We start from the raw sequence: 23,933 nt of genomic DNA on the forward strand, positions 1-23,933 counted from the left end.
ATGTGTTCCTTATAAATTTAGCCAAGCGTAATTTTATCTACTCTGCGTTTTGACATATCAATTGTGTGTTCAAAGGTTTTACCTGAACCAAGATCAGTACTTGTGTTTTTTATGTCTTTCAATTTAGTTAAGTAGCCATTAAAACTTGTAATTGAGTCTGCGCCATAACTAAGGAAGTTTTCCTCACTGTCTATGCTTAACTTATAAACAGAAGAATCTTTTAGCGAGTAAAAACCATTACTAGATGAAAGTAAGATTTTACTTATTGGTGGAGGAGAAATGGTAATTGCTTGATTGTAAATTTCAATTTCATCTAATGCACCATTTAATAATGTACCTCCAGCATATGAGCTGGCTATTGACAGATTGTCTGACGGTGTATTTATTTCAGTATACCTAGAAGTTCCAGTAACTTGTGGATTGTACATATCATCAACATACAACTTGATTCCGTTAGTAGATGTAGTTCCATCCCATGTGAATAAAACATCGTGCCATTTGTCATCATTGACTGTGGTTGTGGTTCTTATTTGAAACGGAAACGTTGAATTATTTCCATGTAAGAGTGTAAATACAACTGTACCATTGCTAAGCGCAACTGCTAGACCACTTCTGACGTTCGAACTATTATCGTGATTGGCGATAATTATTCCAGATAGGGAAGTTGTTTTTATTTTGAATCTAATGCTTTTTGCTCCAATAGGCATAATCCTAGCATTAAATCGTACGTACTGCGAACTTCCATTAAATTGTTTAGCTTTGTTTGAATACCCATCTATCACCATTGGTGTTCCAGTGAAGGTAGCTACCGCACTCCCCTTACTGTCAATCAACGAATTTCCTGTAGCTTCGTCCATTTTAAACCATGCAACGCCATATAAGTTCATTAATTCTTGGGTTGTCATATATGCCACTCAACCATCTCCTTTCTAATTGAAATCATTATTTTACATACAAATTAGTGATCTCAATATATTTCTTTAAATTTACCGTTGATTTAAAAACCTTGCCTGAACCAAGCGCACCAGTGTTGGTCATATTTTGCACAATAACTTTGCTATTTCGATTAAACACACTGAGATCAACTATACCATCCGAAATAAATACACTTTTAAGAGGCAGCGTTGATGATAAACTAATCCAAGCGTTATTCTTAAATGTTTTATAGTTCACTGAATCTTGAATTAGCGAATAATTAGCCACGATATCACCTCAATCATTGAAACGTTATTCCATTAATCTTGCTTAATTTGTTTCTCTCAAACTTTGTGCGATAAAGAAATCCATCTTCATGTGTTGATACAGTAGGGGAGAGAGTTATATTTCGTTTCAACCTCAAAGTTCCATCAGAAGATGAAACATAATCTGTATTGTATTTTCCATCAGTAAACTCATCTACTGTGAGTAATGCTGGAACCAAAGCAGAGGATAGTTCAATTTTAATTCGAGCGTAAAGCCCAACTGGACTATTAATTTTTCCATCGAGGTACGTAATCTCTACATAGTCTGACCATGTAATATTGTCCGTGGATGACTTAGTGAAAATCTTGTAATCCACATTTGAACCAATGCCAACCATAGTTTTGACCACTCGTTGAAAGGCAGTTACTTTATCACCAATCGATATAACCGAAGACTCCCACGTCCCCTTAGCAGCATATATAGATTTGCCAGTAGAATCGATTGCGATTTCCTTGAGTTGTAATTTTCCATCTTTAATCTCTGTGCCATTATGTACTCCAAGTGTTAGATCTATAGGTAATCCAATTTCCTTTGTAGACACTATCTCAACTCCCAGTTGACAATTCCAGCATGGTTAGCTTTAAGTGGGGCTACAATTTGATCAATAACGAGGCCATTCTTACGAATAATGAGATGACCATCTAAATCTTTGTCAGATGTTACTTTAATTTGGAAATAGGAAATATCTTCATCGGGCAATGAGAAGATACATTGGTAGTTTATATTTACATCGTTAAGGGTCATTGCTTTTTTATATCCGAAATTAAAGCAGTCAATACTATTCTTAAATTTTCCCTCTTTTGCTCTAGAGTTCAATGTCGCGTCAGAAGATCCATTTTTGAATTGAATGTGATCATTGTATAGAAAAGCTCTACCAGTAAGCGGAAACTCTTCATCGGCAGAAACATAAGAAATAGAGAATCGATCCTGATTAATGTGGAATACACCGTTAGCAACATTGTAGTATAACTGCGAACCTTGACCTATGATTCCATAACTGATTAGCTTTTCTCTATCTATAGCGTAAAAGTCATTTGATTTCTTAGTTTGAAAGTCGTATTCAGCAAGATTTGTACCATCGTAATAATCAGCTACCCAAATGTATTTTTGAGGAACTGGTGAGCGAGTATATTGTCTATTGCCTAGAATCAAAATTAAACCCCCTTTAAAATAAAAAAAGGACAGAGAAGACTCTGCCCTAAGTGATAATTAGAATATGTAAAAACTTACACGAAGCGATAAGAAATTCTTTTCTTAAACGCTTGGCGGCCACTGGAGGCATTCAAAGGAACTTCACATTGGATCGACAATGTTACATAGTTACCTGCTGCATCAACAGGGTTACCATTGTTATTCACACCAAGGATCTCTTTAACTCCCGGTTTAATTGGAGTTGTGTAGTTAGCTCCAGTGTGGTCTTTCTTTGTTGTTCCAGTTGTTCCAATAGGTTTAGAAAAGTCTTTACCTACACGAGAGCTTTCTTCATCAATATCTGTTTCTCCAAGTGAATCTACTTGAACATGGAACCAGTTATTTTTTACTACTTCAACTTCATTTCCTACTGTATCTCCTGTACCACCGCTCATATCGCGAGTAGTGATTGTGCAATCTTCCATTTTAGAGACATCTGTTGCTCCATTGTAGTTATTCCAAACATTGAATATGTAGATTGGGCTCTTGTCATCAGCGTCAATTACTCCGTAATCAAATGGCCCTACGATCTCTTGTGTGTGAAGCGAATTACGCCATGAAACAATCGGTTGCATTTTTATAAAACTCCTTTGTAATTTGTTTTAAGTTCTAATTGTTAAGTGAACTGTAAGATTCTGAAGGTTTACTCCAGACTTCTTAATATTAATTCTAAAAATATCTCCAGCTTGAACTTGCTTTGTTTGTATGACTGCCGTTCTATTATCGTAGTGACTCTGTGGGTTGAATTTTAGGTTCGAACTCATCACATTAAGCCAAGTATTAAAGTTACGTGTTCTTTCAATCTCGATCTCTGTTTCCGTTTCTCCAGCGACACCACAAAAACCCTTAACATCAACTAACTCACCGTTGAAAGGAAAGGGCGCTAAAATACCTAAGGGTTCCTGAAATACATACGAATCTTTACACAACACAATAACTCTGTCTTGCAATTCCAGTGGCATATCTTTGAGCTTGAGATGTTCTGCAACACTCATTAGGCCATCTTTAAACTCATTAACAGGCTGTAGGTTTGATCCAAATACATCAATCTCAATCCAGTTCTTACCGTCAAATCGATATCGTTTACCATCTTTATATGTTTGAGCCGTCCATCCGATTTCAGGAAGAGGGTATTTTAAACGAAGTTCTGCTAAGTCCTGAACAGGTTCTTTGTAAACGAGACGGGTAGTATTGTAGGCATCCTTTGCTTTAATTGCTGACTGTGTTGCATCTTCAGCAGCTAAATTAGCCTTATCGGTAGCCAACTTTGATAATTCAGTTTGTGCTTGTGATTGTTTTATGGCATCTTCGATACGACCAAGTGCAATCTGATTTTCATTGATTTTAGTTTGAATCTGATCAATGTAATCTTGTAATGTAATCACCACATCTGGATTGCGACTAACCATTGCATAGATACGTGATGCAGGATACATAATTAATCCTCTGCCTTTATATCTACACAAGTGTGCCGTTCCCTCTTGAGATGGATGGAATTGAATTACTCCCATACCGTAATGGACAAGGAATTCATGTTCATTAATGTACGGTCTGTTCTCAAACACATCTTGATCAATCTCAACGAATCCAGCAATGTTAACTTTATCAGTAGAAGAGGGGAGTTCAAGAAGAGTTATGATTCCATTGATAACAGGAAGAGAGTCAGCACGATCAATGTATGGATCTTGTGGAGTACCACTGCGAGAGATAATTGTTACGGGGTCATTATATTGTAGATATGCACTTAAATCTGGCAATTGTTCACCTCCTTAGTTGACGAATACATTGCTGCTGCCAGAGGTAATTGGTGTTGTCGTGCTTAGATGTGTAGTCACGTTTTTGGTGATACTTGATACTGCTTTACCACCAACAAAAACAGTAGAGCTACCTGTTGAAATTTGACCTGCTCCTGAACCAGATGTACCGGGACTGATTGAAATAATTGAACCACCAAGCTTAGGGGAAGGAGATGGATCTGCTACCCATTGTTCTTGAGTTGGTGATGATACCGAAGCTATTGGTTGTCCATTAACATAAACTGTTGATGTTGAATTTACTGTACCTGTAATTTTTGCACCAGTTGTGTGAGTTGTCGTACTATAAACAGGACTATAGCCCGTACAGTTGCCGAATTGATCCCATGATGAACATTCCGTTCCACTCTGATATCTCTCAACATATGACACGTGACCACTTTTGTTTGATTCTTGAAGTGTCGATCCTTTATATGCTACTCCAGTCATATAGCCTCCTATTGCAATAGTGTGAATTGATATCTAAATTTGATATCTGCATCACCAGTTACTCTCAGTATGTTCTTACCAACAGGGAATGAGAGATAGTTATTGTTGAAGTCTTTGTATCGATATGTGACTGCCAACGAAGTTTCAATGTCTTGTTGCTCATTGTCAACAAATACAGTTTCACCATGAATGAGACTTTTAAACTTAAACTCTTCATTGTTGTGAGAAGTGTTGATGATACTGAAATCACCATTGCCTTGTTTTGTTATCCAAATTTCAGGGGAACAGTTTTTATCTCCCTTATTGTCAAACAATAGGATTGGTTCAAAGTTAAATGTAATACCTTTAAATTCTGGTACTTCATTATATGTATTTCTCATGAACAACACTCTAAACATGATGCTGACATTATAGAATCCCACATCCTCAACGACATCTGGAATATGAGCTCCATTTATACAATTTTGCCACTCTGACCAGTTGAAATTGTCACGAGTAAAGCGAGTTTGAACAACAATCTTAGAACCAATTGGCTCAATGGATTCCCATGATACTTTACTTAGTACACCATCTGCGCTGATTGGAATTGGTATTGGATCTGAAGTATAATTGCCCTTTAAGTTGATAATTGATTGCCATGTAGTCATATCATCACCTAACCAATCTTACCAAAGGGATAGAATAGTGCTGCACTTCCAGCTTCTTTCCATCTTGTTATTCGATAGGTAGCCCATGAAGCATTCTTATCATAAGTGGTAGTACCATCAACCGTTTGCCAAGGTGGTTCTGTGTTTCCAGATTCTCCTGCTTGGATACATATGTAGAATCGCCCATTATCAATTGTAGGTAACACTATGTCATTTAGTTTATATTGTGTAGTGGCTGCCCATGTACTCGACATGCGTGTGTCATTAAACTCTATTCCTGTGGATACGGGAAAGATTGGTTCAGTGAAAGCAGATTGACCAGATTGAACACAGATATAAACATGCCCATTATCTACATTAGGTATAATGTAGTCTCCGTTTACATATGCCTTAAGTGATTTCCATGTAGGCGCTGCTTTACCAGTGCGTACATTTACCCAACCTACAAATCCACCGTAGATAGGAGATGTATTATATAGGCGTTTTGTTCTTATGTAATCACCACTTGTAGGGGTTGCCGATACATAGTCATCCGATATTAGATCTATGATGTCAAAGTTCTCGCCTAATTCTCGAATTGTTTTTTCTATTTCATCCGTGAAAGAGGGCTTCTTGAGTTTTAACTTTTCTGTTTCTGTAGACATACGATTCTCCTTTCTTTAAATATCTGACCATTTAGTACCAGCCTCAAAATCAGACCATTTTGGCCTTGCTGGATTAAGTATTAAATTTCCTTGTGGATTAGCTATTGTTGATTGATGTGTTCCTGTTGAGTATGTATTTTTCTTAATCTCCGTTGGAGTATAGTTCCACTTGTAAACACGAGATGTCATGATAGGGGAGTATGAGTAAGGAGAATCACAGCGAAAGGTCAAGTTGATATAGCCTTGTTTGAGACAGTTGTGAACCAAAGTGGAATCATCGACAACCATGGCGTAGAATATTCGTTCAGCACCTAAGCCATCTTCGTTTGTAAAGTATAGCTCTTGATAGTAATCATGTTGCGTCAGCCATCGTGTAACTTCGCGTATTTTTTCTGTGTTCCATGTTTCCTCAAATGCAAAAGAGACTGAAAACTTTAATGGCTCAGTTTCAGTCCTCATATAGTATGGTTTATCATTGCCTTTTACTTTTTCCTCAATAATCTCCCTAGAAGGAAAGAAAATTTCTTCTTGCATCCCACTGTTCAAATTCACGTTAAGTATGCCATAGTCAACAGATTTAATACCAGCAAATGAAAAGTAGAGGGAGTCACGTATTGTAATCCAAATCACCTCCAATATAAAATTTGGACAAATAAAAAAAGCCCTATTTATAAGGCTTTTTAGTAGCTAATTTCTATGTAAAATCGGTATTTCATTTAAACAATTAATTTGTATTAGTTCAATATCAATTATGATGATTTGTACATTTTGTGATTAAGATCAATAAATAGGATATAGAAAACATTATTAATTAGTTTCCCTATAGCGCGCGACGGAAGGGGGTTGTTATTTTGATATATGCGGAAGACAGCATATTTTCCATCCACTTCTTTTTTCCTGTGCTCTGCATCAGTGAATCTCGGGTTATATCCAACTTCCCTACATTGTTCTTTGGGAATGAATTCTATACCTATATTTTTCTTGTAGTTTAGAACAGTTACCAATGTCTCTTGTGATAAAGTTAAGATTCTCTCTAGAAGCTTGAGTTTATGTGCATCATTAAATTCTCCATTTTCAAAACAAAATTCATTGTTTGCAGTGATGAAGGAGAAATTGAATTTAATGTGTGTGGGCTTACTATTTGTAATGTCACTTCTAGAGAGAGTGTCCTTATCATTGTTTTTAATTTTCTTTACCATTAGTCAGTTAGTACCTCTTCTTCGAAGTATTTTCTGATTTTATCTTGACTAATGACATCATTTGAACGAGTTGTTTTCCAAGGGCGCTCATTATGAGTCATCTCTCTAAGATGCCAAGCGGTATACTTTCCATAATGATCAAAGACCATTTCAAGTACTTTTTGAGCACATTCATTTTGGTCAACTTTTCTTAGTGTCTCAAGATCGTCGTCAGTTGCTTCGAAATCGATACCAGTTTTTCCGTATGGTTTATATTGTGTGTATACTTCGGGAACTACTGGGCCATGTTCCCATGCCATTATATTCTCATCAAATAATGAGTTGCCGCCAGTGTATGCCAAGAAAACACCTTGAGCATAATAAAGTAACTTTTGGAGTTTGAGATGAGTTAAGAGCTCATCTTCATGCTGTACAACATTTGCATTATTACGAGCGAGAAACCATCTGGCAATTTCAGATGCAGAAAAATCAGCCATAGAGGATAGCTCCTTTCTAAAATAAAAGTTAAAATAAAGTTCGGAACATGTGTTCCTATACCTTATACTCCTTATTATGCCACAAGTTAAGCAAGAATGATACCCTTTTGCGAAAATTTTTGTTGTTATTGGTGCAAGCATATGGTAACATATAAAAGTTGCTCTGTGAAGGTAACAATATTGTAATAATATTTAAACCAAAGAAGGGGAGAGGACACCCAATTCAGTCAATCGCTCGGTTAATATGGTGTCGATATTTTTGAAATCCCAGTAGGGAATGCGTATTAGTGGGATGTTATTGGATTTGCAGTAGTCATCTTTTATTTTGTCGTTGTGTTGTATCTTTAGAAGTCTTTCTTTGCCACCAAAACGTTTCTTTATTCTAGTGTGGTGTTCGCCATCATATTCGATTAGGCAAATAACCTTATTCTTTTCATTAATTAGAGCAAAATCAAAAGGGAGTTGCCGTATATTCATACATTTCTTTGTTCTGTATTGCGTTTGAAATTTTAATTTATTGTCCTCAAGATAAGCCTCAATATGCTTTTCACCTTTTGATTTAAACATATGACACTGAGGGCATCTTTGTCCTCTTAAAAAGTTGCTTGGTGTCATATCGAACCTATTACCACATTCATTGTGAAGTAAAGAGACATTATTGTTTGCACCAGTATATTCACCAATTACAAGATACTCATTATCGACAAGATCATATATTTCACCCTTAAAGTAGTTTGTGTCTTTACGCATCCTTCCTGTACATTTAGGGCAAGAAATATGAACAAAGAACAATCTTAAAGTCGTTTTGAACACATGCCCACACTCTTTGTGCTTTAACTGCAATGGTGTGACGACATTTATTATTTGTTCCTGTAACTCAAAATTGCCATTCGTAAGAGCAATAAAATCATTTAAAAGTTTAGTTGGCGATTTACGCTCCCGTTTGGAACATCTAGGGCATCTCTTACCTTGAAGAAAATCAGCCGCTCTGACAGAATGCTTGTAGCCACACACCTTGTGCTTTACTTCTATTTTATTATCAGCGCCAGTATACTCGCTTAAAAAATCGAATTCTGTAACGACACTTCCTAGTGATTCTAAATATTTTTGATGAGAAAAAGTTTGAGTTTTGAAGCAGTGTGGACACCGTTTACCGTTAAGGAACCAATTAGGATTTGCCCTATATTCATTACCACAGAGAGTATGCAAAAAGACAATTTTTCTATCCGATCTGTAATACTCTCCTTTAACGAGATATTCATCTCCAACAAGATCGTAAACTTCTTTTCTAAAGTCATCAGTTGTTTTAGCGATTCCTCTCATAGCGCAAGAATGACATTTATAATAGCCGATATCCTTATTTATCAATTCTTTTGATTTAGTATATGAACCAAAAGAAATCTCTTTTAAAACGTTACACTGATCGCACACTAATTTAACTTTAATCTTTGAACTTAGCGTTAAATCTCTAATATTCACCAGTAGAGGATCACCCATCTTTGTAAAAAGATATCCTTTTGAAAGATAGTGACCTTTATTTGCTGAATTCCATTTGATTTCTATAGTTTCTTCGGCAAACATTAAGTGTCCTCCCTATAGCGGTTTATTTCCAAGAGTAAATCACAAGGGAGAAGAGAAGACTTCTTCATAAACTCAAACACCTCGTAACTTTTCCATTCCAAAACAATCTCGTACTCATATGTATCTTGCAATTCCATTTGTTCCAACATATCGAGAATTAAATTCTTAAAATCGTAGTTGTGGAACTTTTTATGTTTGTGTGGATTGTAAAGCATGTAATTGAATAATTCTTCTTTGCCTTTAGCCTGTTGTGCAGCATCTTTTTCGTTTTCGCCAACCGAGTGCCATACACGTCCATATGAATCTCGGACATAGTAGATGCTTGCAATTGAATCAAAAGGGGCAACATATTGGACTTTGGTACGCATGAAATCAACTCCATTCAATTTGTTTAATGCATTGAACAACTGAGTTGATATTACTAAGCTATTGAGATTTTGTCAACTACAGTAAAAATGTTACTTGCATTGAACGAGGTTGAATAGTGTATAATATTGACTATAGTCAACAAAAAATGAGGAGAATGAGTTTGACATACTCAAAAATGGAACCCAAAGATTTCGGACAATTCTTGAGATATCTAAGAGGAAATCGAACACTTCGAGAGGCGGCTGAACTGAGTGGCCTAAGCTATACCTACATCAGTATAATTGAGAAGGGGTACAAGCCCGGAACTGATAAGCCTGTTAAAATAACTCCAGATGCTTTGAAAAAGATCTCTACTGCTTACAATCATTCATATGAAGACTTGTTAGTAAAGACAGGCTATATTGCTGGAGATATGATTATGGATCAAGTCGGAGAAGATTGGCTTTATCGATATCGCACAATTGAGGAATCAAAAGATCTTTCTAAGAAAGAAGCAAAAATAAATGAGAACGATATTGAAAAACTCCTACTAAACAATCAATATCTGTCATATAATGGTGTTGTGCTTTCTATTGAGGATAAACTACAGATTCTTGAAATGATTCCGGTGCTGATAAATCGTAGTAGATAAAGCAAAAGAGACCTCACATAGAAGGTCTCTTAATTGTGAAAAACTATGACTGTACGAAACTTTTTGATTAAAACATGTATATTTTCAATGAATCATAGAAGGTTGACTTTGGGTCAGCATAATCGATTGCTCGTTTGTTTGAAGCATCAACTAGGTCTGGATCAGCTTTTAATGTTTTAAGTTCACCGAAGTAAAAGCTATTTTTGTTGATAACTGTTAACATCAAAGGTGTTATTCCTTTTTTATTCTTAACGTCAACATTCAATGCATTTCGCTTAATAGCTTTATATGCTTCAAAGTTGTCTTCGCTGATGACTATGTGAAGCAAGGAATCTCCCGAAGATTCATCAGTTGCATTTAAATCAAGGGTTCCATTGTTTAACGCTGTGCGAATCTTCTCAGCATCTAGTTTATCATCAGTAGAGTATAGTTCTTTCAAATTGTTCACCTTTTTGCTTGAAGTAGGATTTGTATTTGTTGAGCTATTAGGAGTGGTAGATGTGCTATTGTTTGATGGCATTGCTGTATTAGAACTAGCGGATGACTCCTTCAGCGTCACTTGAGAGCTGGTAACAGATTCAACAGAATAACCCATGGCATTTGCAGTGTCTCTTACAGGAAGAAAGAGTTTACCATTAATATTCATTGGACTTTCTGACAGCTTTGCTTGAGCCCCGTCTACCACAATTTTTACACTTGATTGGGTTGCTTTAAAATATGTAGCTGCTCCTGCTACCGACCCTGCTGTAGCAACCACACCTACAATTGCACCTAACATAAATGTGGGAATTTTTGAAACTAGTTTATTCATTGTATGTACCTCCGATTTTATAGTAAAATTCTCCTGTATAACTAGATAAATTATACTATATTTATCGGTATATTATTTGGAAAAGTTTAGTTCAAATCAATACGAGTACCATTAATTTTAACATTTCTTGTGGAGTTAATGTTAATGTCTCCATTTTGAGCTATTTCAATAAATGATCCAGATTCAGTACCTATTTTTATAGTTTTTGTGGCAAGTACATTAAAAGCATCTGCCGTTATATTGACTTCTCCATTCTCGCTCTTTAAATATAGGGCATCATCCATAAATTTAAGACTTCTTTCACGACCAAAATTACTATTTAAGTAAATGAACTCAAACGAACCATTAGGTTTCTTTATATATCCACGCCCAAAACCTCGTCCATCGCCTTCACCCATATCGATTTGAGGTACAGCAGACTCGCCATCTCCCTCAAAGAAAAGTCGCATTTTGGTCTTATCTTCCATCTCATAAACGTAGACAGGCCAAGGTGTCACTTCAACTGTCATCTCGCCTTTTTGCTCAGAAGATATCCAGTACAATTTACGACCATCAGATAGTTCTTTATGTACTCCAGAACCCTTGACTTTACCAGTAAGAAATTTGATTTCTTTGCCTTCAATTTTGACGTAATTAGACCAACCTTGAAGAGCTGCGTTAGTGAGAGTGGAGAGTTTACCTGCAACTAGAGAACTAATGAATCCATCTTCAGCAGTTAGGATATTAGCAGCTAACAATTCGGTGTCAATTGCTCCCGCTCCCACGATGTCCCACCGATTGAGATGGAGCTGTTTTTTCTCCGAATCCATCAGTAGAGTATTGTTTCCATCGGTTACGATGAGCTTCTTGAATTTAGCTGTCCCATCCATGGAAATAGATGCAGGAGCTTTGTCGAAATCTTCATGACCGAACCAAAGGCCCCATTCAGGGTACATTTTGATTACGCCCCCATTAGTGTCACGGAGCTCCAAATCGGAACCTCGAATATGACCATCTTTAAAGAGAGAATTTTTAATCTCGGCGTTGTTAGCGAATAGGGAATCTAACCAACAATTACCAAAATAATCCACTCTAAAAGGCGCTTGGCTCCAGTTTTCGTGCCCAATACCAAATCCTAGTTCTGAAACGGTTATAACTTCATTGTTCTCGCCAACTCGAAGTCTGAGATTTCCATCCTGCGCCAACCAAAACACGTTGGAGGTTACGCCATTGCGAATCTTATCAATATAGAATCCTCTTGAATTATCCATACCTGATACATTAGTAATTGTTCTATCGTTACAATTACTCGATGCATAGCGATTAAGATGCAATCCAAATACATCGGGCTGTTCTGATGTTAATCCCAAACGTAGAACAGGGCGACCACAGCGATCATCGATCATTAACTTGGAACCTTCAATAGTGAAAACCCCTGTTGTATCACCTATGACCACGCGCTGTCCGAGTATAACTTTCCCGTAAACCATCTCAGCGATGACCCCGTTTGCGTCTATCGCGGTTTCGAAACGGAGGCCTCCTGATCTCGTGAGTCCAATTTGTCCATGTGTTAAACGAAGAAATCTTAGCGGATCATTATCATCACTTATTGTAATTCCCAAATTGTTGATGTCCACCGTATTATTGATACTCATGTTTATACTATTGGTGATTCTGTTCCACACATTATCAAACAATCTACTCATCTCAGACGAATCAACTACAGCCTGACCCCACTTAGTCTTACTCGTATCAACAACTACACTAGTATTCTTCGTATCCTTTAAAAATTTCTCTAACCGCGTACTCTCATCATTAACATTCTTAGCATTACTCAACGTTAACTTAATACTCGATCCACCAAAGTCATAACTAATCTCACTTATTCTCGCTGTTAACTCAATTCCCAATGGCTCATATTTTACATTTACAAAATCGCCAAGGTTTAACTTTTTCCAATTACGCTGTTCCTCAATAATCTCTAAAAAGTTAACAATATCAATCTCTACTGCTAATTGTGGAACTTGTAACTCCTTAAACTTTTCCATCGCTGCATCGTATAAATCTTGCTCATCTATGTATACATCATCGTTAAAATCTCGCTCAATCATAAAGAAGTTTAATTCTTGCAACTGAGCACTCGTAAAGTTGTTTTCTGAATCCAATAATACCTGTAACGCATTAGTCCGATTCTGTACATCTGTAATTTGATTCAACTTATTGCTAACTTCAATTTGCTTCAGGTTAATCTGATTTTCCTTATTGTCTAAACTGTATCGTTCAACTATAGCTGCATCATTACCAGCCATCTGATACTCTTCAATACTAATCGTTGCAACTTGCATGAACACACCAGTGGATGATCCATTAACGGTAATTGTGGTTGTCTCTAAATTGTTCAGTTTACCTAACATTACCCATCTACCTGAAGTAACAGGTTTTACACTCCCATTTAACGCTACAGTGATACCAGAAGAGGAGTCGACCTTAATCATAGCTGCGTAGTTATAACCCTTATTCAACTTAAATGTTCTTGATGTACTACCACTGTGACTGTATTTCTCAAAGAACATCTTATCGCCAAATTGTTGAGCCAGTGTTACCTCTTGTACAACTTTTTCATCCTGTTGTAGCTTATTCAAGTCAATCTTAAGTTGATTTAACTGTGTCTCATAGCCTTCTAATTCTTCAAGGTACTGTTTAAACAATCCAGTTTTACTCTCAACTAATGCTTCATAATCTAACAGCGCATGACACAGTGAATCCGACATCCAATGACTTGATGAAATCACTGTTTTATTGGCATCTCGTTCAAATGGATAAATCCAATATCCATAGTTCTCAATATAATTCTGTCCTGTTGGATTTACCTTATTGATACCTAATCCATCCTTACCAGAAGCGGAGAGACGTGTAACCATCTCCTCTGAACTTCGATTACGACTCATACTCTTCATTAGTTTGCCGTATGACACGGTTAAACCCATATTGATACCTGTCAATTCAGGCTTAGTCATACTTAATGTTCTGGAATCTGTATCAAATGTAACTATCGCATTGTAAACTTCGGCTATAGAATAGATAGCTTCGAGGACAGTAGAGGAGGGGAACTCAAATGCTCTTTTGCTTAATTTAAAGTCAGCATCTATGTAATCGATATTCCAAATTGTATTACCTAAACGAAGCATATCTTCAATTACTTTATCTGCTCCGTATGACTCAACCTCATAACTTTTGATCAATTTGTCAGCCAGTTCACGAGTCAATGAGTAACACTTAACTTCCATAATATCCGAATCATCGAGATTATCACTAATATCATTTACAGTAAACCATTCAACTTTAATCCCAGTTACAACTTTAATCTGGTATCGTTCCTTGATTAACTCCACATTTTTATTCGGCTGCAATTTGTGATGCTTATCAATAAAGTAGGGGAGGGAAAATGATAATTCGCTCACATCATTCAATTTGAAGTTAGCGCCGTCATTAAAGATTTCGCTTAATTTACTGATAATCTCACGATTTGGCTTTGCAAGAAAGTATTGTGGTTTAATAGGTTTCCTATTGCGGTCAATTTCTCCTAACATACACAGTCCTTTCTGAAAATTAAAAAAGAAGAGGGGGTTTACCCTCTCCTTAAATTGTTCTTGTTTTCAATTTATTGTTTAAAGCATTTTCGAACTTGTTGAGCAGACTTGAACCCGAATCTTTGTCATTAGCATGTATCTCAACCTTGTCAATTTGAATACGATTGTCATTGGTCGAAGGAGTGGTCACTGCTTTCGAGAATAGACCAGTGAAATCCAGTCCACTTCGGATCTTATCTGTAATCCCACGAACAACATCCACCACTTTCAACAGGTTGGAGGTGTCAGACTTATTGAGGATTAACTCTTTCTCATGTGCCAACAGGAACTTACCTTCTTTACCCATTCCAGCAGGAGTCATACCGCCAGTCTCAGCGCTGAAGATTTTCTGGTTTACTAAATCCTTAAAGCTTCCATCAGGAAAATTATAAACGGAACGCAATTGATCATTCTTGGACTTAAGTGAATCAAATTGTTGAGTAAGATTCTTGTACTGACTAGAAGCTTTATCAAGCTTAGACATTTCAGCCTTAATCGACTCAGCAGACTGCTTATTACTCAGATACTCAGTCCAAGCTACACGAGCAGCAGTTGTGCCTTTAATGGTTCCAGTTTGACCAGTTGAGCCGTTTCCACTAGTGCTACCGCCACTTCCCAGTTCAGTAGGGGAATAGTCACCAGATTTAAATTTGTCTAAACTGGATTTACCCAGCTCAAATTGATCTACAAGATTCTGCATCTCTTTGGATGTCTCAAATATATGAGTTTTCATATTGGCAAACAACTTATCATACTCGCCACCAATAATTCCAAGAGTAGCAGTTACAACGATAGCATCATTGCTCATCAAGCCTTGTTTGAGATTATAAAAATACTTTTGATCCTCTAAGATGTCTTTGTATTTACGCTCAGTCTTTTTCTTCTCATCATCTAACTTATCAAGAGCATCCTGATGCTGTTTATCTTCTTCGTCTTTGATTTTATCGTTGTAGTTCTTGTGGTCGTCTAATTGATCTTGTAGCCCTTGTTTTACTAACTCACGGTCACGATCACGCTGATATTTTCGAATCTCCTCATCAATAGCAATGAGTTGATCTTCTAATTCTTTACGCTTGGCTTTACCAGCCATTGAGTTGTCGGCAGAGAGAACATTAATTCTGTCCTGTATCTTTTGGCGCTCATCCATTTTCTTCGTAAGTTCTTCTGTATAATCAGTAGATGTATTCTCACGGTCAAACGCTTTGAGTCGTGCATTGATATAATTCTCAAACTGCTTTTGTTCTTTGTCGATGTTTTTAGTTCGCTCATCATGACGCTTATCTTCTTTTTCACGTTCCTGATCAAGGGCCTCAAGGGCCAAGTCACGTTGTTGTTCAATAACCTTCTTATACTCATCGATAATGTTGTCAGTGGCAGATTCACGTAAGTCTTTAAGGGTCTTATTAACATCAGCAAGAGCTGAGTTAGTACCCAATAGAGACAAGTTGAGTTCTTGAAGTTTGTCGTTGTAGTAGGCAGTCATTACGGCATTTTGCTTGTTATTTGCAAGAAGCGACTTCGTGTATTCAATCTCTTTTGCAATTACTGAGCCTTTATGTTCAAGTATAGGGATTTGACTGTGTAGCTCTTTGTTGTATTCAACTGTACCTTCGGTCATTAATTTCAAATTTGCATCAGATACAGCTAAAGCATCGTCATCTGCCTTTACTTGTTTTTCATAAGCTGCAATTTGACTATCAAAAATACTCTTACGTTTATCATCAATTTGTGACTGATAATCCCACCACTTAGCACTATTTTCAGCCAACTTAGCATCGTATTCACCCTGAGTAATCTTTTGCTCAATGAGTTGTTGACGGATATCTTTATTCTGTTGCTCGACTAGTTTCTGTTCTTGCTGAAGGTAGCTACTCTGAGCCATTTCCTCCTTGCGCCATTCAGGACTATCTTGTGTGTAACGACTTTGCTTGTTAGCTGACAATTCACGTTTCGATTGTAGTTTTGCAATCTCATTATCTGTTCCAGCAATTATAGTTTCAACAATATCTAAGCCAACCTGATAGAGACTTGCCTCTTTAGATGATAAGTTTTGCTTCTCTTCACGAATAGCATCATCTTGTTCTTTTTGAGTTGCTTTAATAATTTCGGTTGTAGTCTTACCATCGGAGCTAGTAGTTTTAACTTTTGTAGCTGAACTATTCGTTGATGGGGTGGAGGTGGGCGACTTAGAACCTGAAATTTCACTATATGCAGCTAAAACTTTAGGTGCATATGCCTTTGTTTCTGCGAATGGAATGTTACCCATCTGACCTTTTCTAATCCACTTATCTACATTGCCGGGGCCGCCATTGTATGCTGCTAAGGCATACTCAACGTTTCCATTATACTTTTTGAGTAAATCTGAAATGTATTTCGTGCCACCTGCAACGTTTTGCTCAGGATCGTAGGAATTTTTAACTCCCAATCCTTTTGCGGTTCCCGGCATAAGTTGCATTAAACCAGTAGCACCTGCATGTGATTTAGCATTGGGATTAAAAGTACTCTCAGTTGCAATAATAGCAGCAATGAGTTTTGGATCAACGCCATTTTTAGAGGCATATTTATTAATTATATCTGCATATTTACCAGAGTAACCGCCGCTTGATGAAGTTGTTGGTGATGAATATGTGCCTGTAGAAGTTGGTTCTGGTTCACCGGATGCTGTCTTTGTAGTAGTCTTAACTTTTGTAGAAACTAACTCAGAAGGATTCTTAAGGGCTTTCTTAGAGGTAGCTATTGAATCCTCAAGTAATTTCTTCTCTTCTTTGAGATTTGCCAAGTACTCCTTAGAACCTTTGACCATTGTGCTACGTTCATTTTGAACCTTTTTGATAGCATCGGCTAGATCGAGGAGTCTCTTCTGCGTCTCGGTTAGGATCTCATTGGTGTCAGTATATGTATTGTTTAACTTTTCTGTAGACTTTTTATCTTTATCTTGTGCTGATCCTACACCATCAAGCGAACTGACCATTGTTTTAAATGAAGAATTCAAGTCATAGATTCTATCAAGAAGTTCCTTATATGGTCCAGCGGCAGCTTGTTGAGCTTTTTTGGCTTGATTTATTACAGCTTGATTTTCAATCCCTTTGCCTGTAATATCCTCAACTACAACTTCAGCGGCAATATTCATGTCTACTTGAGCTTTAGCGGCATTCAGTTCAGCAAGGGTAGAGAGAGCTTCAATTTCAATTCCCCAGATTTTCATCTTGTCAATAAGTGCCTGTTTGTTACCAATAACTTCTTTTTGTCCCAGAGTTTCAAGTGTTTTAAAGTAATCAACTTTTGTCTTTTTTAATGTCTCAAGTGCTGATTTTTCTATTGTATATCCATCTTTGAGTTTAATTACATTCTTAGACAACTGTGGATACTTTAGAATTAGATTGTTCATTTCATTCGCTGACAGAGACTGCCCTTTGGACAGATTGTATAGCGTATCATTCAGTTCGCCAATTTCACCAATAGTTTCATTTACAGCATCAGCATATTTCTTGGACTCTTCGGTTGCACTAGCAGAAGACTCTCCAAAGAGATACATTCCATCAGATGCTTGTTTAGCATTGGTAAATATGTCATATAGACTCTGAACTACCTCTGGATTACCTTCTAATTGTCCGAATCTTGCAATTGTTGCAACTGTTTTTTCGAGATTGGCTCCGTCAAAGTTTTTGATTTCAGTAGAAGCACTCTTGATAACTTCTTCAAACTTGTCCGTGGGGAGTTTAGATAAAGATTTAGTAACAGTATTGAAAAGCTCTTTTTGTGTATCATTGTAATCCTGCTGAGCAGTTATATTATTCTCAATATACTTCTTCTTCGATTCCTCTAATTTATTTATCTGGTTTATCGAAGGTTCAAGTTCGTCAAGTTTTCCACCAACAGCATCAAGGGCGTTCTGCCATTCTTGGCTCGTTTTTGGGATTAACGAGGAAGAAGCAAAGATATCAGTATTTTTTGCTCTCAGTTTATCTTGAAGATCTAACAGCTTCTTATAATATTCTTCAATACCAAGATCGCCAAATCCACCACCATCAGCGAGGTTGTAGGACTGTTCCCCTTTACCAAAAAAGGATGCGAATCCTGAGATTTTGTTTCCCAATTCAGGAGTTGAGAATTTTTGATCTTTAAGAGTGTTTACAAGAAACTGATTATCATCAATCTCATTTTTAAGTTTCTTCTGTTGCAGCTCATCAAGTTTTGCTATTTGCTCATCATATCTGCCATTAACCAGATCTAATCCACTTGCTTCTGCACCGTATGTGTCAATCAGTCTATTTTGAAGATCAAACAATTTATTTTTTACATCGGCGCTTTTCGATATCTCGTCATAGTTCTCTTTATAATAAGACGTTGCATCTTGAAGTTCACTTGACAGTTTTTCATGCTTGCTGTTAGTTTTGTCAATAGTGTCGTTAAATTTTTCTGTGGCGTTGTCAAGCTGTGAAAATACTGCTATAAGAGTAGATATTACTCCAACTGCTAGGCCAAATATACCCAATGAACGTTGAAACAAAATCATTGTTTTTGTAGCACGAGAAGCAGAACTTGAAGTTACATCGAGAGCGGTTTTGGTGGCGAACAAACCAGCGATAGTCTGATACAAACTCACCGTTGTTGCAATTATAGCTTTTGATCTAAAAGCTATAAACAATCCACCTAATATACCAACAGTTCTCCCCACATTACCAAGGGTTCTTATCAATTTGGTTCCAGTATCAATGATACTGTTTAAGAATTCTCTGCTTGCACTGTTTCCCCAATATTCCGATACAGCATTTTTAAACTTAGCAATATGTCCTTGCATCGATTCCAAAAATGCAGCATTTTCCTTTGCAGCAGAACCAAATGAATTTAATCCCGCCTCCAATGCTCCCTCGGCATCATTCCAGTTTTCAATCATGGAGGCCGCAATATTACCTTGCATCTTACCAGCAACAAGTTCCAGCACATCTGCCCGTTGAATGTCGCTAAGTCTGTCCCATACACTGTGCAAGTCGCTGAAAATTTCATAGGTATTCTTAAAAGTCTTTTCATCTTTTTTGAGTGTAAGTCCAATGGATTGGAATTTATCTTCCAATTTAGGCAACAATCCATCAACAGCAGATCCATCCTCATCTACTCCGCGAAGACGCATTGATAAGGTTTTGAGGGAGTTACCTACTTTGGCAGGATCTTGTACTGTTGTATTTGCAGCAGTAATCAGCGCTACGGATTCCTCAATTGTATTTCCAGCAGTTGAGAGGGAGGACGCTGAACGCTGTACTGCTTGACCAATACCGTCAGTCGAGATAGCAAACTTATTACCAACTTCATTATAAATATCAACTACTTTTGCAACATTACTAGCTTCTCTATCAACTTCTATTCCGAAACCTTTAATTGATGAGATGAGTTGTTTGGAAGCATCTTCGGGAGTTTTAATATCGCCAACATTTTGATAAACCAAAGTTTGTTTAGCCATGTTTTGTGCAGTCTGTATGTCGTATCCCAGTCTTGCCCATTCAGCGCTTGACTTCATAACATTGAGTGTAGTGTTACCTATTGAATCTGCCAGCGTAGAGGCGGTCTGCACAAATTTACGATAAGTCTCATCGGTTTCATCTGTGACCTTCATAAGATCTGTCATTGCCTTATCCATGTCGTATATGTCTTGTAATCCACTTCTCAACATTCTGATTGGAGCAAATACCCCGGCTGTAGCCCCCAACCATAGAGCAACTTTACGAGTGGCTTGAGAAAATTGATTACCTAAACCGTTTACGCTCTGTCCGCTAACTTTTGCGTTGGTAGTAAGTTTGTTAAACTCGCTATTCAATTGCTGCATAATACTCTTGTAGTTTGCAACATTTTTGGTTTCAGCAAATTGACTTAGTCGGGATTGTAGTTCTTTTATGCCATCAACTGCTTCTTTGTTGCCTTTTCGCTGGTAGTTACTCAAACTTACAGCTAGTTTATTGCTCATGTCATCAAGTGACTTGGTGTAACTATCATTCACTTTTTTGTTTTGCTGTAGTGCTTGATAGTGTGCCTTATCCAATGCATCACGATCACGAGCAATCTTCTGTTCTTCAGCAAATCGAGTTTTCAACTGATTCAGAAATTGCTGATTACGTTGTTCTTCCTCTTTTAAATTCTTATCTGCCAATGCTTTACGTGTTGCATATTCTTGTTGTGCTGCTTGTTCACGTTGCTTATTGATTGCTTGCTCTTTTTGTAACGCATCTTGTTGTTGTTTGAGGTAGTCAGTTATTTGACTGTAATTTTTAACATTACCTTCATTGTCTACATTGACGCTAACTTGTTGACCAGTCTGATTTTTGTATGTATTAGTCGTACTATTGATCTCGCCAAGTTTATTCTTATTGGCTCTAGTTCTAGCCAGCGAATATCCATCTAATTCTTTTTCAAGTTGCTGTAGTGTTTTCTTTTGTTCACTGTAAGCCTTAGTTTCTTCATTAATCTTTTTGGTGGTCTGAGTGATGATCGATCCGTTGGCTAATTGTCTCTGTGTTACCTTTTCAATTGAGCCATCCAGCATCTTAGTTGTCTTAACTGACTCATTAATAACCTTTTGCTGTTGCTCCAAAGCAGTACTCAGTACTTTGGTAGCTGCTACAAACTCATTCATCGATTTAACGAATGATTTATCGATATCCACTTTCAAATTCAGAGATTTGAGGGAGGGATGAGAACCTAAGGCTTTAATTTCTTGATTCAAATTCTTGACACTTGACCCCATGTTTAGGCCAGCATCAATTAAAATTTTCAAATCATTCATATTACTTAAATCACTTCCTTTTTGCTTCTAGTGTTAAAAAGAGAAATAAAAAAGAAGCGATTCAAATGATCGCTTCCCAATTTTACTCGTATTCAATTTGTTCAACCAATTCACAGACCATATCGTAAATGTCTGCATCATCACCTTTAAATGTAGCGGGGGAATGGTTTAGTACACTATCTCTAATGGACAATAACATTTCTCTGTTGTTGATATCCTGTGGAACCTCATATGCTTCATTCATTAACTCATTGATATCGGCTACACGCTTCACATTGTCTTTGATTAGATAATCACCGTTCTCTTTAATTGGTTGATTATTTTCATCATGTGCTATGTATTGTTTATTGATCTCAACTGTTTCATCCATAACTGTTTGCAGTTTATCCATCAATAAATTCTTAAAGCGTGTTCTCATACGAGAATCTTTCCGTTCCAACTCAAGCGAGTGGAGGAAGACAATTAATTTCTCAAGTTGACGATTATATATTTTCATTTTTTGCTCCCTTTAAATCAAAATGAAATGGTAATTTTACAGTGATTAAATTAGAAAATCTGATTCTTTTCTTCTTCGAAATCTCTCAAGTCATAAATCTGTGTTGTTGAAATATCGTTGTGATGGGCGACATATTTAGATACCAAATGCATCGGCACACCAGATTCTAACAAATATGTGATACATGAGTTTTTAAATATATGTACGTTAATTCTACGCTCTAACATGTCTGACAACACATTAGTACAGAAATCATTTGCCCATGCTGAAGACATCGCTTTTATCTCATTGCCATATCTAGTTGTGAAAACAAATTCGCTTTCGTAGCCTCGTGTATCAATCCACTTTTGCCAATATGGTAAAACCTCTAATGGAACCATATACTCTAGCGGCTTACCATCGGTTGAAGGACCCTTACCGCGAACTACGTGAGATAGTACATAGTTCTGGCCTTCAGGTACTTTATAATCCATGATTTCCGACTTGAACTGAATGATCTCTGAACGTCTAGCACCTACAAGGAAAGCTGTAGCAAGCCATGCCATACCTAACCAGTTTTGATCTTCTTCAAGAATCTTCATCATTGAGTCATATTCATCTTTTGTAACTTTAACCTTCTCATAAACTCTATTCCGCGCGATAGCAGGGAGTCCACGAGTAAAGTTTCTAAAGCCTTTATAATTTTCTTCTTCATCTGCGATAATATTTTCAATGTGGTTGCAAAGACTAGACACAACAGATTTTCTCAAACTAATAGCTGAGGAAGACATTTTACGATTGTCGCGTATGAAACTTAGATAGCGCAAGAAATCACGCTTGGTGATCTTATAAAATGGCTTGTCATTCATTGAACTAAAAAGATACCAACCAAATTGTCGAAGTACACTTGTATATTGCTTTCTTGATGCTGGAGAGAGATCTTGTACGGAGATAAATTCATCTACAATTAATCTATAATCCTCATTTACTTGTAGCCACATTTCCTCAGTTACTTCTGCTTGTTTCTTAGCTGGTTCACGCAATGTATTTTGCTTAACTTCTTTTTTACTCAATTAACATCATCCTTATGTATATTGATCGTAACTTTCCAATGCCATAAATAACACGCTCCCAGTGCTTTATTATTTCAAATTAACACCTTGCTTCTTGAGTCCAGAATATAATGCTGCTTTGTGAGCACCAGTGTTCCTCAACTCTTCTCGTGTTGCCTCAGTGAATGGACGTGGCACACCTGCATACTCAAAACCGTATTGGTAATTCTGGCCTGATTCAACAACTTCAGCAACATTTCTATCGCCATCTGAACGAACATTCTCAACTACTAGAGTTGTTTCATTAATCAACTCAGACTTCATGCTTTCTTCGCTACCCAATAGACCTGTTCGAGAATACATAGTTGGCTCATACACATCATAGACTTCTTCTTTAACTTTTTCTTTCTGGACTTGTTTAACTGTCCTAGCCACATCATTAACCAATGCTTTTCCAATAGGTTGATTCAACTTTTGTAGAAACTTAATTAAATCCTGTCGTGTCTTAACCTGCATCTGCAATTTCCTGAGCTTGAGCAACTGAGTAGACAGCCATCTCAGCAATTACTTTAGCAGCATTTTGTTGAGCTACTTTGAATCGTTCTTCAAGTTTTTTCAATTCTTCCTTTGGATAAGAGTTAATTACCTCAGTAGTGATTCCATTGTCTAAAAACTTTTTTGAAATGGCAGTTAAGCTATCAATGTTCATCTTCTTTGGAAATGGCAGATCAGTAAATGTCTTCATCACCAAAATGTTAAATAAACTCAACGTATCTCTAATCAAATTATCATCAATCTCAGTGCGGGATCTCAACTCATCTACAAGAGCAATGTATTCTGTTACTACGTCTTCCATCAACGACTCGCGAAAATATGTATGTATAATTACTTCATATTTCTCTGGAGTCACATAAATTGTCTTGCGCTGATTCTTTCTATTATCAATTGTATTAAGTTTTGCCATCGTAAGTTTATTTGATTTTGCCATT

The 23,933-nt window shown here is 36.9% G+C and carries 22 protein-coding genes; 1 reads left to right on the plus strand and 21 read right to left on the minus strand.

The window, feature by feature from the left end; all coding sequences use genetic code 11:
• Positions 1–17: 17 nt before the first annotated feature.
• The 14 genes from NSQ20_RS11430 to NSQ20_RS11495 all read right to left on the minus strand — a co-directional run bounded on the left by NSQ20_RS11430 (position 18) and on the right by NSQ20_RS11495 (position 9,591).
• Positions 18–905 carry a LamG domain-containing protein gene (locus tag NSQ20_RS11430; RefSeq protein WP_340033019.1) on the minus strand — a complete coding sequence of 296 codons (888 nt, stop codon included), beginning with the start codon at positions 903–905 and terminating at the stop codon, positions 18–20.
• Between the two features lie 37 nt (positions 906–942).
• Complete coding sequence (locus NSQ20_RS11435) at positions 943–1,203, minus strand: hypothetical protein (RefSeq protein WP_340032473.1); 261 nt, start codon at positions 1,201–1,203, stop codon at positions 943–945.
• A 13-nt stretch (positions 1,204–1,216) separates the two neighbouring features.
• Positions 1,217–1,783, minus strand: coding sequence for a hypothetical protein (locus tag NSQ20_RS11440; protein ID WP_340032474.1), 567 nt, complete (start codon positions 1,781–1,783; stop codon positions 1,217–1,219).
• On the minus strand, positions 1,783–2,394 hold the full coding sequence (locus NSQ20_RS11445; RefSeq protein ID WP_340032475.1) for a hypothetical protein: 612 nt from the start codon (positions 2,392–2,394) through the stop codon (positions 1,783–1,785). Before NSQ20_RS11445 ends, NSQ20_RS11440 begins: the two co-directional genes overlap by 1 nt.
• Positions 2,395–2,468: 74 nt before the next feature.
• Positions 2,469–3,008, minus strand: a complete 540-nt coding sequence (locus NSQ20_RS11450; protein ID WP_192133957.1) for a hypothetical protein — start codon at positions 3,006–3,008, stop codon at positions 2,469–2,471.
• Positions 3,009–3,035: 27 nt separating this feature from the next.
• Complete coding sequence (locus NSQ20_RS11455; RefSeq protein ID WP_340032476.1) at positions 3,036–4,190, minus strand: hypothetical protein; 1,155 nt, start codon at positions 4,188–4,190, stop codon at positions 3,036–3,038.
• A 12-nt stretch (positions 4,191–4,202) separates the two neighbouring features.
• Positions 4,203–4,676 (minus strand): hypothetical protein, encoded by a 474-nt coding sequence (locus NSQ20_RS11460; protein WP_340032477.1) that lies wholly within the window; start codon positions 4,674–4,676, stop codon positions 4,203–4,205.
• 8 nt (positions 4,677–4,684) lie between these two features.
• The gene (locus tag NSQ20_RS11465) at positions 4,685–5,323 is read right to left on the minus strand and encodes a hypothetical protein (protein WP_340032478.1); all 639 of its coding nucleotides are present in this window, start codon (positions 5,321–5,323) and stop codon (positions 4,685–4,687) included.
• 8 nt (positions 5,324–5,331) lie between these two features.
• Positions 5,332–5,967, minus strand: a complete 636-nt coding sequence (locus NSQ20_RS11470; protein ID WP_340032479.1) for a hypothetical protein — start codon at positions 5,965–5,967, stop codon at positions 5,332–5,334.
• Between the two features lie 15 nt (positions 5,968–5,982).
• Positions 5,983–6,597 carry a phage tail domain-containing protein gene (locus NSQ20_RS11475; RefSeq protein ID WP_340032480.1) on the minus strand — a complete coding sequence of 205 codons (615 nt, stop codon included), beginning with the start codon at positions 6,595–6,597 and terminating at the stop codon, positions 5,983–5,985.
• Positions 6,598–6,716: 119 nt separating this feature from the next.
• A complete protein-coding gene (locus tag NSQ20_RS11480; protein WP_340032481.1) occupies positions 6,717–7,166 on the minus strand; it encodes a hypothetical protein in 450 nt (149 codons plus the stop codon).
• Positions 7,166–7,642, minus strand: a complete 477-nt coding sequence (locus NSQ20_RS11485) for a type II toxin-antitoxin system antitoxin SocA domain-containing protein (protein ID WP_340032482.1) — start codon at positions 7,640–7,642, stop codon at positions 7,166–7,168. Before NSQ20_RS11485 ends, NSQ20_RS11480 begins: the two co-directional genes overlap by 1 nt.
• 192 nt (positions 7,643–7,834) lie before the next feature.
• Entirely contained in the window at positions 7,835–9,223 is a 1,389-nt protein-coding gene (locus NSQ20_RS11490) for a DUF2726 domain-containing protein (RefSeq protein ID WP_340032483.1), read from the minus strand.
• Positions 9,223–9,591 carry a hypothetical protein gene (locus NSQ20_RS11495; RefSeq protein ID WP_340032484.1) on the minus strand — a complete coding sequence of 123 codons (369 nt, stop codon included), beginning with the start codon at positions 9,589–9,591 and terminating at the stop codon, positions 9,223–9,225. The genes NSQ20_RS11490 and NSQ20_RS11495 overlap by 1 nt, the downstream gene beginning before the upstream one ends.
• A 161-nt stretch (positions 9,592–9,752) precedes the next feature.
• Between NSQ20_RS11495 and NSQ20_RS11500 the strand changes: the two genes are divergently transcribed.
• Complete coding sequence (locus NSQ20_RS11500) at positions 9,753–10,223, plus strand: helix-turn-helix transcriptional regulator (protein WP_340032485.1); 471 nt, start codon at positions 9,753–9,755, stop codon at positions 10,221–10,223.
• 67 nt (positions 10,224–10,290) lie between these two features.
• Here NSQ20_RS11500 and NSQ20_RS11505 read toward each other — a convergent pair whose 3' ends face one another.
• The 7 genes from NSQ20_RS11505 to NSQ20_RS11535 form a co-directional block, all read right to left on the minus strand.
• A complete protein-coding gene (locus NSQ20_RS11505) occupies positions 10,291–11,034 on the minus strand; it encodes a hypothetical protein (protein WP_340032486.1) in 744 nt (247 codons plus the stop codon).
• An 86-nt stretch (positions 11,035–11,120) separates the two neighbouring features.
• Positions 11,121–14,603 carry a phage tail spike protein gene (locus NSQ20_RS11510; RefSeq protein ID WP_340032487.1) on the minus strand — a complete coding sequence of 1,161 codons (3,483 nt, stop codon included), beginning with the start codon at positions 14,601–14,603 and terminating at the stop codon, positions 11,121–11,123.
• Positions 14,604–14,652: 49 nt separating this feature from the next.
• Positions 14,653–21,417 (minus strand): phage tail tape measure protein, encoded by a 6,765-nt coding sequence (locus NSQ20_RS11515; protein ID WP_340032488.1) that lies wholly within the window; start codon positions 21,415–21,417, stop codon positions 14,653–14,655.
• A gap of 82 nt (positions 21,418–21,499) precedes the next feature.
• Positions 21,500–21,913, minus strand: coding sequence for a hypothetical protein (locus NSQ20_RS11520; RefSeq protein ID WP_340032489.1), 414 nt, complete (start codon positions 21,911–21,913; stop codon positions 21,500–21,502).
• A gap of 50 nt (positions 21,914–21,963) precedes the next feature.
• Positions 21,964–22,965, minus strand: coding sequence for a site-specific integrase (locus NSQ20_RS11525; RefSeq protein ID WP_244213693.1), 1,002 nt, complete (start codon positions 22,963–22,965; stop codon positions 21,964–21,966).
• 69 nt (positions 22,966–23,034) lie between these two features.
• The gene (locus NSQ20_RS11530) at positions 23,035–23,460 is read right to left on the minus strand and encodes a hypothetical protein (protein ID WP_340032490.1); all 426 of its coding nucleotides are present in this window, start codon (positions 23,458–23,460) and stop codon (positions 23,035–23,037) included.
• A complete protein-coding gene (locus NSQ20_RS11535) occupies positions 23,450–23,932 on the minus strand; it encodes a hypothetical protein (protein WP_340032491.1) in 483 nt (160 codons plus the stop codon). Before NSQ20_RS11535 ends, NSQ20_RS11530 begins: the two co-directional genes overlap by 11 nt.
• Position 23,933 lies beyond the last annotated feature (1 nt).

The sequence above is a fragment of the Paenibacillus sp. FSL K6-1122 genome (assembly GCF_037977015.1).
Lineage (GTDB): Bacteria > Bacillota > Bacilli > Paenibacillales > Paenibacillaceae > Paenibacillus > Paenibacillus amylolyticus.

Bases quoted from the DNA above. Each gene is read 5' to 3' on its own strand.
- NSQ20_RS11450 (WP_192133957.1), bottom strand. From the start codon at position 3,008: ATGCAACCGATTGTTTCATGGCGTAATTCGCTTCACACACAAGAGATC.
- NSQ20_RS11520 (WP_340032489.1), bottom strand. From the start codon at position 21,913: ATGAAAATATATAATCGTCAACTTGAGAAATTAATTGTCTTCCTCCAC.
- NSQ20_RS11510 (WP_340032487.1), bottom strand. From the start codon at position 14,603: ATGTTAGGAGAAATTGACCGCAATAGGAAACCTATTAAACCACAATAC.
- NSQ20_RS11495 (WP_340032484.1), bottom strand. From the start codon at position 9,591: ATGCGTACCAAAGTCCAATATGTTGCCCCTTTTGATTCAATTGCAAGC.
- NSQ20_RS11430 (WP_340033019.1), bottom strand. From the start codon at position 905: ATGACAACCCAAGAATTAATGAACTTATATGGCGTTGCATGGTTTAAA.
- NSQ20_RS11465 (WP_340032478.1), bottom strand. From the start codon at position 5,323: ATGACTACATGGCAATCAATTATCAACTTAAAGGGCAATTATACTTCA.
- NSQ20_RS11515 (WP_340032488.1), bottom strand. From the start codon at position 21,417: ATGAATGATTTGAAAATTTTAATTGATGCTGGCCTAAACATGGGGTCA.
- NSQ20_RS11535 (WP_340032491.1), bottom strand. From the start codon at position 23,932: ATGGCAAAATCAAATAAACTTACGATGGCAAAACTTAATACAATTGAT.
- NSQ20_RS11485 (WP_340032482.1), bottom strand. From the start codon at position 7,642: ATGGCTGATTTTTCTGCATCTGAAATTGCCAGATGGTTTCTCGCTCGT.
- NSQ20_RS11530 (WP_340032490.1), bottom strand. From the start codon at position 23,460: ATGCAGGTTAAGACACGACAGGATTTAATTAAGTTTCTACAAAAGTTG.
- NSQ20_RS11505 (WP_340032486.1), bottom strand. From the start codon at position 11,034: ATGAATAAACTAGTTTCAAAAATTCCCACATTTATGTTAGGTGCAATT.
- NSQ20_RS11460 (WP_340032477.1), bottom strand. From the start codon at position 4,676: ATGACTGGAGTAGCATATAAAGGATCGACACTTCAAGAATCAAACAAA.
- NSQ20_RS11470 (WP_340032479.1), bottom strand. From the start codon at position 5,967: ATGTCTACAGAAACAGAAAAGTTAAAACTCAAGAAGCCCTCTTTCACG.
- NSQ20_RS11480 (WP_340032481.1), bottom strand. From the start codon at position 7,166: ATGGTAAAGAAAATTAAAAACAATGATAAGGACACTCTCTCTAGAAGT.
- NSQ20_RS11490 (WP_340032483.1), bottom strand. From the start codon at position 9,223: ATGTTTGCCGAAGAAACTATAGAAATCAAATGGAATTCAGCAAATAAA.